The organism is Winogradskyella sp. ABM4_392 (assembly GCF_056160445.1).
This window is the reverse complement of the sequence record NZ_JBSWXE010000001.1, coordinates 167,020-185,546: the sequence shown is the minus strand read 5'-3', so window position 1 is coordinate 185,546 and position 18,527 is coordinate 167,020. Positions and strand designations below refer to the sequence as shown.

Annotated in this window: 11 protein-coding genes; 3 read left to right on the top strand and 8 right to left on the bottom strand. The window is 34.2% G+C overall.

From position 1 onward, the window contains the following. Nucleotides 1-240: 240 nt before the first annotated feature. From ACXAFS_RS00670 to ACXAFS_RS00650, 5 genes are all read right to left on the bottom strand, one after another. Nucleotides 241-5,109 carry a DNA repair ATPase gene (locus ACXAFS_RS00670; protein WP_475304634.1) on the bottom strand — a complete coding sequence of 1,623 codons (4,869 nt, stop codon included), beginning with the start codon at nucleotides 5,107-5,109 and terminating at the stop codon, nucleotides 241-243. Between the two features lie 231 nt (nucleotides 5,110-5,340). Beyond that, the gene (locus ACXAFS_RS00665; RefSeq protein WP_475304632.1) at nucleotides 5,341-7,413 is read right to left on the bottom strand and encodes a flotillin family protein; all 2,073 of its coding nucleotides are present in this window, start codon (nucleotides 7,411-7,413) and stop codon (nucleotides 5,341-5,343) included. A gap of 24 nt (nucleotides 7,414-7,437) precedes the next feature. Further along, a complete protein-coding gene (locus ACXAFS_RS00660) occupies nucleotides 7,438-8,163 on the bottom strand; it encodes a hypothetical protein (RefSeq protein ID WP_475304631.1) in 726 nt (241 codons plus the stop codon). Between the two features lie 54 nt (nucleotides 8,164-8,217). Next, a complete protein-coding gene (locus ACXAFS_RS00655; RefSeq protein ID WP_475304630.1) occupies nucleotides 8,218-8,916 on the bottom strand; it encodes a PspA/IM30 family protein in 699 nt (232 codons plus the stop codon). A gap of 236 nt (nucleotides 8,917-9,152) precedes the next feature. Continuing rightward, a complete protein-coding gene (locus ACXAFS_RS00650; RefSeq protein WP_475304629.1) occupies nucleotides 9,153-10,970 on the bottom strand; it encodes a TonB-dependent receptor plug domain-containing protein in 1,818 nt (605 codons plus the stop codon). 70 nt (nucleotides 10,971-11,040) lie between these two features. Here ACXAFS_RS00650 and ACXAFS_RS00645 point away from each other — a divergent pair, with 70 nt between their 5' ends. Continuing rightward, a complete protein-coding gene (locus ACXAFS_RS00645) occupies nucleotides 11,041-12,537 on the top strand; it encodes an aminotransferase-like domain-containing protein (protein ID WP_475304628.1) in 1,497 nt (498 codons plus the stop codon). On the opposite strand, the gene ACXAFS_RS00640 is transcribed toward ACXAFS_RS00645, so the two are convergent. Then, nucleotides 12,524-12,943 carry a putative signal transducing protein gene (locus ACXAFS_RS00640; RefSeq protein WP_475304626.1) on the bottom strand — a complete coding sequence of 140 codons (420 nt, stop codon included), beginning with the start codon at nucleotides 12,941-12,943 and terminating at the stop codon, nucleotides 12,524-12,526. The two genes, ACXAFS_RS00645 and ACXAFS_RS00640, sit on opposite strands and share 14 nt — an antisense overlap. A gap of 114 nt (nucleotides 12,944-13,057) precedes the next feature. Here ACXAFS_RS00640 and ACXAFS_RS00635 point away from each other — a divergent pair, with 114 nt between their 5' ends. Both ACXAFS_RS00635 and ACXAFS_RS00630 read left to right on the top strand, forming a co-directional pair. Beyond that, nucleotides 13,058-13,867 carry a DUF2975 domain-containing protein gene (locus ACXAFS_RS00635; protein WP_475304625.1) on the top strand — a complete coding sequence of 270 codons (810 nt, stop codon included), beginning with the start codon at nucleotides 13,058-13,060 and terminating at the stop codon, nucleotides 13,865-13,867. A gap of 2 nt (nucleotides 13,868-13,869) precedes the next feature. After that, complete coding sequence (locus tag ACXAFS_RS00630; RefSeq protein ID WP_475304624.1) at nucleotides 13,870-14,076, top strand: helix-turn-helix domain-containing protein; 207 nt, start codon at nucleotides 13,870-13,872, stop codon at nucleotides 14,074-14,076. Here the strand turns inward: ACXAFS_RS00630 and dinB are convergent, their stop codons facing one another. Together dinB and ACXAFS_RS00620 are read right to left on the bottom strand one after the other, a co-directional pair. Then, entirely contained in the window at nucleotides 14,077-15,294 is a 1,218-nt protein-coding gene (gene dinB, locus ACXAFS_RS00625) for a DNA polymerase IV (protein ID WP_475304623.1), read from the bottom strand. It lies immediately after the preceding gene. Between the two features lie 117 nt (nucleotides 15,295-15,411). Beyond that, complete coding sequence (locus tag ACXAFS_RS00620) at nucleotides 15,412-18,519, bottom strand: DNA polymerase III subunit alpha (protein WP_475304621.1); 3,108 nt, start codon at nucleotides 18,517-18,519, stop codon at nucleotides 15,412-15,414. Between the last annotated feature and the right edge of the window lie 8 nt (nucleotides 18,520-18,527).

Sequence of the window (18,527 nt, the reverse complement as noted above, 5' to 3'; positions counted from 1 at the left end):
GTACCAAAGTTAAGAAAACGTTACCAATTGGTTTAAATTGTATGATAAAAAATAACTTATTGCTGATTAGTAAATCCTATGGTGAAAAGATAGAGGTTGTCTGAAAATTATGATAATCTGTCATTCTGAACTCGTTTCAGAATCTCAAAGAATTGATTTTATACTTTTTTAGAATCTGAACTAAATTCAGATTGACAAAACTTAACTTATCTGACAACCTCTTGTATTTATAATTAAATTTTATTTTTTGTCTAAAAATCCTTGTTTCAGTATTTCTTTTATACCTTCAATATTATCTGTAAAGTCAGCCATCTGTGCTATAATTTGCGACATCTGGTTTTGACCACCTAGACTATTCAGCTTATTGTTTTTTGCAAAAATCACTTTAATGTCTTCCCAACGTTGTAATTCTTCTTCGGTTAGTGAATTACTTAATTCTTTATACTTTAAAAGATTAGCTTCCGCAGCGCTAGTTAAGGTTTGTGATTCGTTTTCGTAATGCGATAATACTAAGGTTTGTAACTCCTTATCATCCATTATAGGCACTACTTTGGCAACCAACTTGTTCATGTCTCTGTACGATCCTTGTAGCTTAAAACTAGGCTCTGTACGATAGCTGTCTTCCATACCTGCACTGGTAATATAGGTTTCGTTAACCTTGAGGACTGTGTTTCTTATTTTAATGACTTTTTCAAGCACAGAAACATAATCTGCAACCTCTTGATTACTATGATTACCTTTAAGTTCTGCGTCTGCTGTGTTATGCTGTACACGGTCAATTAAGGTATACACATCATCAAAATATTTGGTGCTTAATTGTTGTAAAACAGGATTGCTTGTTAAGGCATTTTCAATAAGACTTAACTCAAACAAGTGTGCTGTATCTCCAATAATATCACCTAAGTTATATATGTCTGCACGGTTCGCAAGCATATCTGGTATCTGGAATTTTTCACCACTTTCGGTATATGGATTTCCAGCCATAATCACACAAAACTTCTTACTCCTTAAATCGTAAGTTTTAGGTTTGTCTTGGTAAACACCTTCAATCTTACGTGTACCATCGGATAGACTGATAAACTTCTGTAAAAACTCAGGATTGCAATGCTGAATATCGTCTAGATACAACATCACGTTATCACCCATTTCAAAAGCTAAGTTTAATTTTTTAAGCTCTTCTCTGGCAGCAGAATTATTTGCAGCTTCAGGATCTACAGAGGTAACTTCGTGGCCTATGGCAGGACCATTAATTTTCATGAATATTAAGCCAAGTCTGTTGGCTACATATTCCATTAATGTTGTTTTACCATAACCAGGTGGCGAAATTAGTAGCAATAAACCCATTCGGTCTATACGCTTGGTATCGCCAACTGTACCTAATTGCTTTGCTAAATTATCTCCAATAAGTGGGAAATACACCTGATTTATAAGTTTGTTTCTAACGAAAGAACTTAATACGCGAGGTTTAAATTCATCTAATCTCAACTGTTCCTTGAGTTGTTCTATAACCTCATGTTTTGCCGATTTAAAAGCTGCAAATGCAGGAACTTTTACACTGTTAAAATGTTCTAGTTCTTCAGAGAATTTATGATAGCTAAATTGAAAGGTACCATCAATAATACTAGGGTGGACGCCTTTTAAGTCTTTAATTTCAGTTTCTGCAACAGCAGTATTAGAAGCGCTATCGTTTTTATACAGAATACAAGCCACACATTCATTTACATAAGGAACCAATGTGTTTTTATTTGCTTTTGCAAATGCCGAAACCCAATGCTTTACCAATTCTATACGATCTTTTTGAGTAGCACTATCGTTAAGACGTTGTTTGAATTTTTCGGTAGCTTTTTGTGCTTTTAATTCCTTTTCAAAAGCATCTTTTAGTTTTAAAGCTTCGCTACTAACTGTAAATGCGTCATTGTCTTTGAGTTCGTTAAAAAGGTATTCTGCAATAGTTTTGGCACTATTAGCCTCAATTTTTCTTGAAGTTTGAATGTCTTCCGCTAGCTCATCAATGATAAAGTTATATTCCTTGCTGTTAGGAAAAACAGCCAAGACTTCACCTGCACTTTTTAAGTCGTGATTGTATGCGTTTAGACTTTCTTCTGAAAGATTATTCCAGAAAAATTGTGCTTCAGCTCTTACGTTTGGCGGATAGATTAATAAATCTAATTCCAGATGTTTTTGTAATAAAACCTTTAGAAATTGCGTAGCATCAAAATCGTGAACACCTTTAACATAACCACCTGAATAATCACCACTGATGTAATCTTGTACATGGCTTAGTAACTCAGCATCATTTAGCTTATTTAGTACTGTTTTATCACCAGTAGAGAACATCTTATAGGCAAGATAAGCAGCTCTGTATACTTGTTGATCTTCAGAAATTAATTCTTGATTCCAAATGTCTTTTGAGTTGTTAAGTATATCATGATTTAATTTTTGATAAAAATCGGTACCTGTAAGATGATAGTATAATTCATCATTTTTAAAAACGATAGTTACATCTAATTGCTGCTTATTAACACCAAACTTGTGCTTTCCTAACTTTATAACGTTGTCTCCATCTTCGTAGAGTTCGTTTTTATCTTTTAGTTTTCGTAAGGCATCCTCACGCGCGACTTTAAGCGCTGTTTCTATGGCTTCAGATTTACCAATATCGCCAAGGTCTTTTAATTGACCGATGATATCACGTGCCTTATTTATCATAAGATCACTGGCAAAATAGCCATTTATAGCAGCAATATTGTCTAAAGATTGTGCCTTTTTTTGTGCACCATTTATAATGCGTTGTGCCGCATTTTGTAAGGCAATTGTTTTTTTGTTTCGAGCTTCTACAAGGCTAGATTTACGATTATCAAAAGCCGAATAAACTTCTTCTCGTTTTTCAATAATTTCGGAAATGTATTCTTCAAAATCTGAAAATTTGCCTTCTAATTCTTCAAGTTGAATAGAAACCTTAGTGAGAAATTCATCACATTTTTCAGGTGTGTTGGCAATATCAATATAGTTGATGATACTTTGGTCAATAAGCTTGAGTTGCGCAGTAAAATCGGCTTGCGCTTCTTTTTTGCCAACAGCTTTTAATTTGTTTTTAATTGCTGCTTTAACTTGATTGATTGTCGCAAAAATCAAAGAGATATTCTCAATAATTTTGGTAGAGTGCGAGGTGTCTTCAATATCGAGATTTGATACAATATCGATGAGCAGTTCTAAATCTTCTGCAATTTTATTGACCTCTTCTTCTAAGGCTTTTATCTCAATAACCTTTTTTAACTCCTCTAATGTGTTTTGCTTTTCGTTAATGGCATTATGGTACGGTTCTAAAGCTTTATCATCTAAAAGAAATGTTGTTGCTCGCCTAGAAATGGTGTCGTTTTGCTCTAAGATTTGAGCTTCAATACCTTTTATGAAATCATGATCTACGTAACGAACTTCGTACAATCCAATAGCCTCACCTCTTATGGAACGCAATTGTGTTAGCAGATTTACAAAATCGTTAATAGACTTAAATGACGTGCTTTTAATCTTACTAAAAAGCTCCTCAGATTTCTTAGAAATAGAAAGGGTTTCTTGCTCAGCTTGTTTACGTAATTGTTTTACCTTTTCATATTCATCTATAGCAGCATTAGAGGCTTTATTAATTTCCGCCAAAGGTATATTTAGCTGTTGAGTCTCTTCTTTAGAAATCCAATAATAAGCATCTAAAATATCTTTGGATACTCGTGCAATATCATCATATAACCCATCATAACTATCTTCCTTATTAAGTAGTGTAATAAGCTCGTTAGTTTCGGCCATGGCCTTAACAATATCCTTATTACCAATTTTATAAAGTAACGTGTCTTGATGCTCAGAAGGCATAATATCGCCTTTTAAATATGGTGTTTGCCATATTTGCATCATGTGATGCTTGGTTTGTTCTTCTTCAGTACGGAAATAACACAGTTCGCCATTATCTAAAATTGTAAATCCATTACAGATAATAGGTGTTTTGACTTCCTGATCAATGACGTTGTACGACATTAAAACATAAACAGCCTCCTTAGGATCGTAGTAAATATACAGGTGATCTTCTCCGTTGGGAGAGGTTATTTTTTGCTGAAATTTTAATTGATACGTTGTGTTTGAAAACACATTGTATTCACCAGTTTGCAGATAGTAGCCGCTCGGAAAAATAATACCTTGATCGTCTGGTAACAAAACAGCAGATTGTGCAATGGAATCCACTTTTTCAACAACTTTAAGTTTATGGTTGTAAACAAAATATCGTGGTTGTTCTTGAAATGGTTTTATTTCTAAAACAATAAGATTTCCCAAATCGGCATAACGATACTGACCATCATCAAGTGTTTGGTCTTTATGCTCAACATCTTCACTATAAATACCTTTGCCATCATCTGTGTTATCTTCGACTTTAATAGTTAAATCTCCACCAATAGTTTCTACAAAAACCTTATCTAGTATAGAAACATGTGCGTGTTTTCCATTGCGTTGATGATCTCGGCCAGCTTCATTCCAGATAAAATCATATTGTTTAGGATACTTATACTCGTGCTCACTGCGGTTATCTATATATTCTAAAGTGTTACCATTAATAAGCCATTTGAATGTTTTTATATCCGAAACCGATTCGCTTAACTGAAATACCATGTGGAGATAATTACCGATAATGGCAAACTTTGAAAAAATGGTATTTCGATAATATTTATAGAGATTTTCGAAGTCGTTTTTAAACACAGGATCATCAATAATTTGCAATCCTGTTGGACTTTCTTCAAACCTGAAAGCATCATCGTGTCGCTGAAACTGATAAACGCTAAAAACATCACTTAACGAAATAGACGTACGTAGTCCAAAATGCACGTTATAGCCAAATAAGCTTTGGTTTCCTATAGAAACGATATCTCTGGCAATACAGTTATGCTCTGTATTGATACGATCGTTAGCAATAAGCTGTGTCTCTAAGGATCCGAAAACGGTTTTACGCGCTTCGTTAAGGCGATGTAAACGGTTTTGTAAATCGTTTTTTTGCTTTAGTAAACGACTCTGAATGATTTCGTAAGTTCCAGAATCTAAAGCTATATTATCATCAGTTTGGTTGTCTGCCATTTTTTATAAAAGTTCTTTATAGTGCATTCAAAATATCATCACAAATTTGATGTCTGGTCGAGCCCTTTGTCTGCGCTCAGGATAAACTAAAGTCGAGACCTAATAATGTTTAAAATTTCAATTAAAACCTCTCGACTGCGCTCGAGGAGACATAATTAACTACTCGTCTCTTAAAGGTTTGTAGAAAGGGCTGTTTAAAAAAGAGAACTTTTTTAAACAGCCCTACAACTTTTATAAATCATTCATCTTCTTGTTAGATAATCCCATACCTTTTGCCAGGTTGAATAGATTACTTAACATCGTTTGTTCACTTTTGTCTTCAGATTTATCTTGTAGGTTGCTCAGTAAATTGGCAATAGTTAAGTTTTTAATATCCTCTGAACTTATACCATATTTATCTGCAAAGGATTTTACTTTATCGAGTAGGTTTCCTTTTACATCATCGCTACTAAGTATGGCGTCTTTTACTTCGCTTACAGTTTCTGAGTGTTGTACCAAACGATCATAACCCTTAGCTTTTGTTATTTGCCCTATAATTTGCTCAAAGAACATAGTTTCACCACCAACAATATCAATTTTAGCAGCTCTTAAAGCTTCACCAATTACTTGAGCTTGTGCGTCAGCAATTTCTTTCTGGATATTGATTTTAGCCAAGTCAACCTGTAATTCTTTATCAAGTTTAAGTTTGAATTCTTCGTGCTCTTTACCAACACCATCTAACTTCTTCATAGCTTCCGCTTTTTCTTCAATTCCTGAAGCATCTGCCATCGCTTTTTCTTTAATAACCTGTGCTTCTGCCAATCCTTCTAAACGTTTAGCTTCTGCTTTTGCAGTAATTCCGCTCGCTTCAGCTTCTGCTTTTTTCTGAATGATTAAAGCATCAACAACACCTTGTCTTTCGCTAGCTTCCGCTTTTGCATGCATAACTTGCGCTTCAGACATACCAATTGTAGCTTCTTCTTTTGCTTTTGCTTCAGCAAGTGTTTTACGAGCTTCCGCTTCTTTTTCACTCGCTTCTTTTTGCGCTTGTGCTTCTATGTTTAATTCCTCAGCTTTTTGTTTTGCAGCTTCTTTTTGTGCTTCAGCAGATTTAATAGTTTTAATTAAGTCTTCTTGAGCAGCCGCTTCAGCGTTAGTTATTGCCACTTGTTTTGCTCTGTCAGCAGTTTTGAAAGCTTCGATATCTTTCATGTTTTCCTGCTCTTCAACCACACCTTTTTCTAGCGTAACACGATCTCTAATAACATCTTGAATGTTCTTTTTCTCAACTTCAACAACCTTCTCTTTTTCAATTTGAGCCAACGTTACAATACGCTCTTTTTCGGTTCTTTCTAATAAACGGTCTTTCTCTACACGCTCGCTTTCTATAGCATCTGTACGTTGCTTGTTTTTCTCTGCAACAATGATTTGACGTTGCATGTTCTCTTCGGCAACTTTTACTTTTTCTTCGGTTGCTATACGTGCAGTTTCTGATTTTAAACGCTCTTCTTCTGCTACTTTTAAAGTTGCAGCTTCTTCACGAGCTTTTATGTTAGCAATTTCACGTTTTTGTTGTTCTTCTTTTTCAGCCAATTGCTTATCCAATTCTAAGATAGCTTCTTGCGCTTCTACATCTTGTTTGCGGATGATTTTTTCTTCATCACGCTTTATTAAATTGGCTTTAATATTTTGTTCAGCTGTAAGATCAGTAATTTTCTTAATACCTTCTGCATCTAAAATATTATCTGGTTTTAAATGCGTAACAGCTGTTTGTTCTAAATAATCGATAGCGCAATCTTCTAGTGTGTAACCGTTAAGATCTGTACCAATAATGTCTACAATTTCGTCTCTAAATTCGCGACGCGCTTCATATAACTGAATGAATTCAAACTTCTTACCAACTGTTTTTAAGGCTTCAGAGAATTTCGCTTCAAAAAGGTCTTCTAAAGTTTCTATACGAGATGCACGATCTACACCTATAGTTTGTGCTACTTTCTTAATGTACTCAACTTCATTATTTACACGAACGAAAAAGGCAACTTTGATATCTGCACGCATATTGTCTTTACAGATAAGACCTTCTGTGCCCAAACGTTCTATTTGAATTTTCTTTACAGAGACATCCATAATCTCCACACGATGAAATACAGGAACCACGTACAAGCCTTTGTCTGTGGCTACTTTTGTACCGCCAAAACCTGTTCTGACAAGTGCTTGGCCTTGTGGCACTTTTTTGTAAAACATCGCAATGATTGCGAAATACACAATGATTAGGAATAAAATAATTCCCAGTCCGGTTAAAATAAGAGGTAAGATTCCTTCCATGGTTTTTTATTTGGTTTTTAAATGTTAATTAAGGTTTGGTTTTGCAACTAAATAGTAGTTTTTGTCTTCGGATTGTTTAATTATTAGTGCTTTTTCATGAAATTTAAGTTCTGATGTGTCTAATGATTTTACATAGATCGTCATTACGTTTCCATCGACTATAACTTCGGCATTGCCCATTTTTTCTCCTGAAATAGTAGATAGAAGTTTTGCTTCTAAACCTATGAAGTCAATAGCTTTGTCACCATCTTTATTTAAATTTTTAAAGAAGGATTTAAAAGGAACTGTTACGATTTTTGTAAGAAACAATGATGGTAGTATTGCCAGTAAAACAATAACGTATCCAAGACTGGTATCGTAATTTTTGGTTAGCGTTGTTGTGATAACAGATATGAGCCACCAATTAAAAATCCAGAAGGTAAAGGTGAACATAAATGGTAAGCCAACAAAGTTGAAATAGATTAACACAACTTGCCACCACTTTAAATTTCGAGTTCTTTTGTTTACGACATGCTGACGGTCTACTTCTACATTGCTAACATCTTGAAAATCTATGTTGCCACTTTCCAGACCGCTTTCTACTTCCATATCCACATCGGCATCAATGTCAACATCGATATCTACGTCGACATCTAAGTCGAAATCAATACCACTAAACATGGTAACGACCCAATATAAAATCAGGAGGATTAACAAAATGCTGAGCGTAATGTTAACTTGTGAGAATACGATGTCAAAATACTGTTCCAATGGCTTGTGGTTTTAAAATGAGCTCATTTTGAGCGCGTGTTGTAAAATAACTGATTAATTACTGTTTTTTATGCCTAATCTTTCTTTTAATTTTTTTAGATCTTCATTAGCTTTAGATAGGGTATCATCTAGTGTGAAATCTATAGCGTCATCTAAGTTTATATAATCATCTGGTTGCGCTTTTAAGTCTTGAAATTCTTGTGTCTTTTCTTTTAAAAATTTCAATCTATCATCAATACTTTGAGCATCTAGATGTGTCATTTGTTTGTTTATGTTTTGTTCGGCTTCAATGATTTTAATTTCAGCCTTTAAAGTATCTAGCTCTTTTTCCCAGTCTGAAATGTTTGATTCAATCACAGCTACATTTCCTTTTAACAGTTCAACTTTATAATCTAATTTATCGCGTTCTGCTGTTGTAGCTTTCACTTTTGCTAATAATGCTTCTTTTTTTATCAAAGCTTCTCTGGCTAAGCGATCTCCTTCATAAACATCAATTTGGTTAAGCTGTACTTTTTTTAAAATAGCAACAGCTTCATTTTCGCTTTTTTTTGCTTTAGTGGCATATTCGATATTGTCATTTTTTACACGAATTGCGAGCGCTTTTACTTTATTTAAATGTTCCGTAGTATGAGAAAGTTCTTCTTTTAAGCGATTCAGTTGTTCTTCAATGGCGTCTTCAAGCTCATACTGATTATCAATCATGGTATTAGCTTTAGCCTGAAAAAAATTGAATAGCTTTCTAAAGATGTTCATAGCGTTAAATCTAGTACTTTTAATTGAAATACCTTACAATAAATTCTAAACTAAAGGATACATTTTTAAAGGATTAAAGCCTTGATAAGAATGTGATGGTTGAATTTTATCGCTATTCCGGATGTAGCGATAAGCTTACATATAATATGTAGCACTTATTTGAATTTTGTTACAATAGCAACAAAAAAATCCTGTCGGTTAGGACAGGATTTATAGTATGATATGTTGTTTTTTATCTATTTAAACGTATATCGTAAACCAAAAAGCACATTGCTTGGAGGCATTGGTGTAAAGCCAGATTCAATGTAGTCAGCATCAAAAATGTTGCTTGCTGTTACTGTAAATTCCGCTTGATTAAATCGTATAGCGATTGAAGCATCCCAAACATTATAGGTTTGTCCTGTTGTACGTTCGGCATATTTGTAAACAATGTTTTGACTTACGTTTTTAAATAACTGTGTACTTAATCGCGTAATATATTGGTGCTTCAATGTATTAAGTGAATAGCGTGATAATTCTTCGTTTTGGTCCGAAATATTATCATCTAGGTACGAGTATCCAAACGCTAAAGTTTGTTTGTAGTTGCTAACATTAAAGTTGTATGCTGCATCAAATTCTAAACCTTTGGTGTTAACTTCGGTAATGTTCTGTGCAGTAAATACATCTTCGGTCACAGACGTTCTTACATAATCGATTAGGTTATCTGCATCTCTGTTAAATACAGCGATACTTGCTGTAAGTTTTGATGAGACGTATTTTAAGCCAAGCTCTTGTGCAAACGCTTCTTCTGGTTCTAAATCTTCATTTCCGCTAGTTACAGGATCGTTGTAGTATAAATCGGTGTAGGTTGGTACTCGGTAGGTGTAACCGATGTTTCCATAAACTTTGAAGTTGTTGGTAATATCATAACCTACATCTAAACCTGGGAATGCATGAAATTTAAAATCTGAAAAATAAGTCAAAGCAACACCAGGTGTAATGTCTAGTTTGTTGTCTAACAAACTAAAGCGATGCTCTAAGAATGCATTAGCCATAAAACGGTTACGGTCTCCTAAGTTGTTACTTCTTAGGTAAATCTTAGAAAGATCTACACCAAAACCAGTAACACCTAGTTCTGAAGTGTAAGAGGCATTTGTTTCCGCTCCAATTTTATCAGAGATGTGCATATTTCTATAAAATTCTGGTTCATCTCGTCGTAATAAAAAGATATCTTGATTACGTTTCCAGTAAACTCTTGGCTGAATTTTAAATTTTTCAGTTCTAAACGTTGTACCAAATGCAATTAAGCTATTTTGGGTTTCTTCGTACTCGTTAAATGTAGGATTTGTTGTGTAGAAGTTTTGTGCACCAAACTTGCGTTCAAGAAATGTAGCTGTCATTTCAATAGCTTGTGCATTTTTATTGAACGTACTTTTTAGGTAGTAATTGGCATTGTCGTAATCGGTGTTAATTCGGTAACCTTCAGAAGTCACTCTGCCAACATGAACAATATGCGATGAGTTTTCTAAATCTACACCAGCAGTAACATTACCATTAAGTTGTCCAAAAGATCCAGTTTCAACATTTATTGAAGTTGAATTGTTTAGGTTTTTCTTAGTCACAATATTTATAGCTCCGTTAAAAGCATTCTGACCAAAAACTCTGGCTGCAGGTCCTTTGATAATTTCTATACGCTCAATAACTTCTAACGGTAAAGCAGCATTCATGGTGTGGTGACCTGTTTGTGCATCGTCCATTTTTATACCATCAATCAGTAGAAGTGTTTGGTCAAAACCACCACCTCTTATGTAAAGATCAGCTTGGCTGCCACCTGTACCACGTCTTCTGATATCTACACCAGCCACTTGCTGCAATAAATCTGCAAGGTTTACAGCAGCACTTTTTTTAATAGCATCTGATGTGATAATGTTTATCGTTCTTGAGTTTTCCTTAAAAGGCAAATCGATGCGTGTACCAGTTAATGTAACTGAATCTAGTTGTTGTGTGACTTCTTGTGCTTTAAGCTGAAAAACAGCCATAATTAGTAATGCAAAAGCGCTAATCTTTTTTCTCATGTTTTGTTTTAAATTGAAAGTGCAAAAGTCGTAACTTTCCGGACTATTAAAATAGTCCACTTTTAAAAGAATGAATAGTCCGGTTGAAGCGATTTTAAAACAGCTTATTAGTTTCGATAAAACTATCGTGCAACCTGTCTATGTTCAGGTGTCTCAGCAAATTATAAATGCTATTCAACGTGGTTATTTGGTAAAAGGCGCAAAATTACCAGGTACAAGAACATTAAGTCAACTTTTAAAGGTGCATAGAAACACAGCCGTTGCAATCTACGATGAGTTGGCATCTCAAGGTTGGGTAGAAATCATTGCGAATAAAGGCACTTTTGTGTTGCTGCCAGAGCGAGCCACAGCAAAAATTAAAGCCTCTACACAGCAAGTACATCAGGCGTATCATTATCCTAAGGAGGCTGGTTTTCCGTTTCAACAGTCGTTTCATTTGGCGACCAATCTTCAGCAAACACAAGCCAAATACCTTATTAATGATGGTAAGCCAGATTTACGTTTGCATCCAACACATCAATTTTCGAGATGGTATAGTGCAGCTATGAAGCGTAAACCACTCATTCAAAAATGGAACAGAACTACAACGTCATCAACTTCAGTCTTTAAAACACAATTGTGTAATTATCTTAATGCCACACGAGGATTTCATATAAAGCCTAATAACCTTCTGAATACACGCAGTTCTGAAATGAGTCTTTACATTGTATCGCAATTGCTGATAAAGCAGAATGATTTGGTTTTGGTTGGCCAGTTGAGTCATTATGCGTCTAACACTATTTTTCAAGAAGTAGGAGCTACGATTAGGACAATTCCTGTGGATGACGACGGTCTCGATGTAGATTATATAAGGCAGCATTTTGTGAAAAATCGAATTCGATGTGTGTATGTAAGTGCGCATAGGCATTACCCAACTACAAAAACCTTGAGTGCAGAACGACGTATTCAATTATTAGAGCTAGCTAAAGATTATGGTTTTGCAATAATTGAAGACGATTACGATTATGATTTTCAGTATAATGGTTCTGCTATGCTACCAATGGCAACGGCAGATCCTAATGGTATGGTGATTTATTTGGGAAAAATGGGACAGTCGTTTTTTCCAAGTTTTCAATCTGGATTTGTTGTAGCTCCCGAAAATCTCATTGCAGAAGCTCATAATTATTTGACGCTTTTAGATGAGCAAGGAGATATTATACAAGAACAAATGCTATCGGAATTAATTGCTGAAGGTGAAATTTACAGACTTTTAAAGAAGAATATCGTAACCTATAAAAGACGAAGAGATGTTTTGTGTGACGCTCTAAAACTACAATTTGAAGATGTTATTCAGTTTGAAAAACCTTCAGGCGGTTTAGCAATTTGGTTAATATTTTTAAAACAAATTTCTTTGGTGCAATTGGCCAATGAAGCGGAAGTTTTAGATGTGTTTTTACCAAAAACGATTTTATATCAAGATAAAGATATCTGTGCTATTCGGTTTGGTTTTGGGCATTTAGATGAAGATGAAATTGAGATTGTAGTGTCTAGGTTAAAACAAGCCTATGATAGGATTATTGCTTTTTAAAGTTAACAATAGTATTGCAATTATCGCATTTATACTCGTAACGTGCGCTTAGCGGAAGTGAGCCAAAAACAAAACCTATTATAAAATGAACCAAGGATTTAAAACTATTAATAGTAGAGTAGAGGCTAATATTGTTGCTACCGCAATTAGAACAGGTAACAGCATTACCATTATCATCTAAAGTATAAGCCGAAATAGAATTTAAAACAGCTTTCGCTTTGCTTTCATCTTCGGCCAAAACATTCAATTTTACACCACCAATGGCATTACTAACTAAAGGATCGGTATCTATGGTAATGCTATCTTTTAAAAATACTTTAATGCCTTCAGCTTCGAGACGACCTTTTATGATTTCGGCTTCAGAAGAGTAGGTGTAACGTGCTATAGTTGTGAATGTGTTTTGCATAGCTCAAATATAGGCAATATTGAAAGCAAATAAATTTGCCATGTTATTATGATTTATTCTTAAAATTATTGTTTTTCGATAATTTTTTATATTTGTTATCGTTAAACGATAATTATGAAGGTAACATCTTTTTTTACAGATATATTATATCTAATATGTAATATTTTCTTTTATATATTAATTACAGTCTTTGTATTTACATTAATCATAGAAATTTTTACAAACAATGGTAAAATAGGTACCTTTTATTCTAAGTTTCACAGCTCTTTTGGTTATGAGTTGCCTGTTGATATTAGTATAGAACCTCAGGATTTAATGTTTAATGATATTCTTTATGATGATTATAAACAAAAGATTGAGAAAAATGATAGTAGAGTATTTCATTGGGTTATCGAATATACAGATAAAATAACCTTAGAAGATTCTTTAAGATTCAAATCAATTGTTGGTCCCTATAATTATGGATTGGAAAATAGTTTAGAGCTTACTTCTGATATATACAAAGGTGAAGGCTATGTGCGTGTAAAACCTAAAAAGCTTTTCGATAGAATTATTATAATCTTTAGAAGCTATGCGAATTTTATTTTGTTGATAGCCATTTTCTTTATTCTTAAGAAAATTTTTAGGACATTAATTACAAGTATTAAGTTTTCACATAAATTATTTAAGTCAATACAGGTTTTAGGTATATTGATTATTCTGATGGTTTTTATTTCTGTAATATCTAATTCAATTTTAGGTGAACAAGTTAATTACTTTGCAATTGAGCCTTTAAACAATAGTGTAAAATATATTAAAGTAAGAATGACTCCACGTTTAGATTTTAACTTCACATTATTTATCGCAGGACTGTCAATACTAGTTTTAAGCATGCTGTTAAAGGAAGGTCATAGGATTCAAAAAGAGAATCAGCTAACCATATAATTATGCCAATAGTAATCAACTTAGATAAGGTACTCTCAGAACGCGGTATAAAAAGTTATGAATTAGCTGATACTATAGGTATTACTACAGCCAATTTATCCATCCTAAAAACAGGTAAGGCAAAGGCGATTCGATTTTCAACTTTAGAAGCTATTTGTAAAACACTAGATTGTCAACCGAGGGATATCTTAGAATATGTAGAGGATTAACTAGCGATGTCTATTAGCAAGTAGAGGAGGAGGCTCACCAGTAAATGGATTCCAACGACTAATGGTTTTGGCTTCCATTCCTGCAGCAGACATTACGGCTCTGTCACCAAAACGTTCACGCATTTTGTCCATAGCTTTACTTAAGTTGAGGTGTGTTTCATTATCTTCAAATAAATTGATTTGATGGCCACCTTCTACCAAATGGCTAAACTTTACACCAATAAGTCTGACCAATAATCTACGGTTATAAAGTTTTTGGAACAAATCTAAAACTACCGGAATTATAGTATGATCCATAGCACTGTACGGAATACGTTGTTGTTGCGTGTAGGTTTGAAAATCGGAATACCGAATCTTAAACGTTACACAAGCAGTTAGTTTATTACCACGACGTAACTGAAAGGCTAAATTTTCTGCCATGGCAATTACTAAACCTTTTAATTTATGTATATCTGTGGTGTCTTGCCCAAAGGTGCGTTCTGTAGAGATGGATTTGCGTTCGTGGTATTGTATTACAGGACTATTGTCTATACCGTTGGCCTTTTTCCAAATAGAAAGGCCGTTTTTACCCAATACCTTATGCATTAATTCCATAGGCATATCTTGTACAGTCTTAATACGTTTTACACCCAAATCGCAAAGTGTTTTATAAGTAACATTACCAACCATAGGAATTTTTTTTACCGAAAGAGGAGCTAAAAAAGGCTTTTCAGTTCCTGAAATTATACGAATTTCATTATTAGGTTTAGCTTCGCCTGTTGCAATTTTTGAAACAGTTTTGTTGAGCGATAATCCAAACGAAATAGGAAGTCCGGTTTCTTTAATAATACGTTGGCGTAGTTCTGAAGCTAATTTGTGGCATCCAAAAAACTTGTCCATTCCGGTGAGGTCTATATAAAATTCATCAATAGAGGTTTTTTCATAAAGCGGTACGCTTTCTTTGATGACGTCGGTAACATCATTAGAAAATTTAGTGTAAATACCAGAATTACCTCTAAGTATAATAGCTTCTGGACAAAGCTGTTTTGCCATACGCATAGGCATGGCAGAATGTACGCCAAACTTACGAGCTTCGTAACTGCACGAAGCCACAACACCTCTATCACTTGTACCACCAATAAGCACAGGTTTACCTATAAGACGACTATCTTTTAGACGCTCACAAGACACAAAAAAAGTGTCTAAATCCATATGTACGATGCTACGGTTGTTGTTCATTCTTATATTTTACAATTGACGTCAGTTCGAGTGGCAATTTTGTAGCCTTAGCGAAAAAGTTGTTGTATCGAGAATTTCGCTATGGATAAAAACTTCTCGATACAATTTGCTTATGCTTCACAAATCACTCGAAGTGACATTGGTGGTATTATTTTTTGATATTCTATTTTGAAATCCAATCGGATTATGTGTCTTTTTCAAATCGTTAAAACTTTTCTTTCTTTGAAATGTTGGATTTGCTGACTTTACAGCATAACGTGGATCTTCAATCACTGCAAGACGTTCAAATTTGGAAACTTCAATAGAGACACAATCAAACTCTATCATCACCTTTCCTGTAATGGCATAAATGCCTTTTCCTCTAAAAGGATACTTAGAGGCAATTGGAGGAAAATGTACTGTATCTAAAAAATCTCCATCGCGATCTAAGAAAGTGCCAAAGTGCATTAATTTTCCATTTGCTGTTTTGGTGTTCTTGGTTGTAATTAAATAACCTTCTATAATTACTAGTTTACCTTCTAACTTTTGCAAGTGCTTAGCTCTTAATTTGCTTAAAGAGGTGTTTTCTAAAAGCTCAAAAGGATTGCAAAGGGGAAAACCTAACAGTTCTAATTCGTCAAAAGCATTTTCTAAAGCTGTACTAGGCAATTCTGGAGTATTATAATTAATGCGTCTGGTTTTGAATAGCGTTACGACATGCTCTTGAATTATGGTTTTGCTAATTTTTAGGTGAGCTTCCCAAAGCAGTTCACGCTTATTAATTTTTGTAAACCTGAAAGCATTTATTTTTATAAGAATTGAAATTTGCTCAATGGAAATAGAAACACGTTCTATAAAGTCATCCAAAGATTGAAACTTTCCGTTTTTCTCACGTTCTGTAACTATACGCTGTACAGTTTTAGCTTCTAAGGCATGCAAAAGCATAAAACCCAAATAGATAGTTTTGCCTTTGATAATTGCTTGGTTGTATGAGTTATTTATGCAAGGAGCTTCAATAATACCATTGTGCATTCGTGCTTCGTGTACATAAAGTTCTGTGCTATAAAAACCTCCAAAATTATTAATAGTAGCCGTCATATATTCCAGCGGGTAGTATGCCTTTAAGAATAAGCTTTGATAACTTTCTACGGCATAAGAAGCTGAGTGACCTTTTGCAAATGCGTAACCAGCAAAACTTTCTATTTGCCGCCAGATATCAGCCGTAAGTTCTTTAGATTCACCACGAGCAATACAGTTATCAAAAAACTTTTGTTTTACCTTAAGAAATTCTTCACGAGATCTAAATTTACCAGACATACCACGTCGCAGCATATCGGATTCTCCCAAGTCCAATCCGCCAAACATGTGAGCAACTTTTATAACATCTTCTTGGTAGACCATAACACCATAGGTTTCTGGCATAATATTTTGCAGTACAGGATGCGCTTCTTTTCGTTTTTCAGGATAGCGATAGCGCAAAATATATTCTCGCATCATACCACTTTTTGCAACACCAGGTCTAATGACCGAACTTGCGGCTACTAGCCCCAAATAATTATCTACTTGTAATTTTTTTAATAGCATACGCATGGCAGGAGATTCTACATAAAAACAACCAATAGCCTTGGCGTTTTTTAGTAAGAATTTTATACGCTCGTCTTCTTTAAAACGTTTGATATCATGAATGTCTAAAGGGGATTGATTGTTATAATTTTGATCAATGATTTCTACAGCATCTTTAATTTTCCCTAAGCCACGTTGACTTAAAATATCGAATTTATACAGACCAATATCTTCTGCTACAACCATATCAAATTGTGTGGTTGGAAACCCTTTTGGAGGCATAAACGTTGCTCCATAATTATGAATGGGCTGTTCTGAAATTAAAATTCCGCCAGCATGTATGCCCAAATAATTCGGAAAACCTTCAATATATTTACTGTATTTGATTACGAGTTGAGATAGCTGATCTAATTGATTAAAATTAAACTTACCACGGGTTAGGTTGTCCATTTCAGATTTTGGTAACCCAAAAACCTTACCCAATTCGCGTACGGAAGCTTTAAATTTAAAGGTGTTATAAACAGTAATAAGAGCTGTGTTTTTAAAGGTTTTGAATATAAATTCAGTAATATCATCTCTGTCTTTCCAAGAGAAATCAATATCAAAATCGGGTGGATTTTGTCTAAAGAGATTGATAAAACGCTCAAAATATAAGTCGAGTTCAATAGGATCTACATCTGTAATACGCAATAAATAAGCGATAATACTATTGGCTCCACTACCACGACCAACATAGTAATAGCCTTTGCTGCGCGCATATTCTAAAATTTTCCAATTGATTAAAAAATAGGAGACAAACCTTTTTTGTTTAATAATGTCTAACTCTTTTTTAATGCGCTCGAATATTTTAGGATCTGGATTATCTCCATATCTATAAGAAATGCCATTGTAGGTTAATTGCTCTAATAATGTATAATCGGTGGTTTCGTTAGCGGTTAGGCATTTCTGATTTTTGGGCTGTGGATTTTCAAAATCAAAATGAATAGAACAAGTGTTTAATAGCTGTTCTGTGTTTTTTAATAGAGAAGGGTAATCTTTATAAAGTTCGCACAACGCATCATATGGTAACATCTTATCATCTTCATGACCTTCTTCAGATTTTGGAAGTTTACTCAGTAAGGTGTTATTATCAATGGCACGTAGTAGGCGATGCGTATTAAAGCCTTTTTTATCTTGAAAGGAGACTGTTTTTAAAACCACCAATTTCTCTCGGTGCGCATTCCATTTAGAAAATTTTAATTGGTTGAAGTCTTTAGGTGTAATTCCTAAAAATTCGTTTTGTTTAAGTTCAAAATGCTTTCCTTTTTGGTAAGGATAGACGATGAAACAATCTTCTAAAACGTCATCAGGTTGTTCAGGAATTTTTAAATCTTGATTATGAAGAAATTTTGATAGATATGCGTTTATATTTTGAAAGCCTTGGTTGTTTTTTGCGATGATAATAAATTGTTGCTCTGCCTTATTTCTAAAGTCGACACCAAGTACAGGTTTTACCTTGTATTTTTTTGATAATCGTACAATATCTAAGCATGCTGAGGTCGTATTAATATCGGTTAGCGCCAAAGTCTGAACACCGTTTTCTGAAGCAATAGCAAGTAATTGCTCAGGTTTTATGGTGCCGTAACGCAGGCTGTAATATGTATGACAGTTTAAATACATGGGACTAACAAAATTAGCTACCATATGTAGTA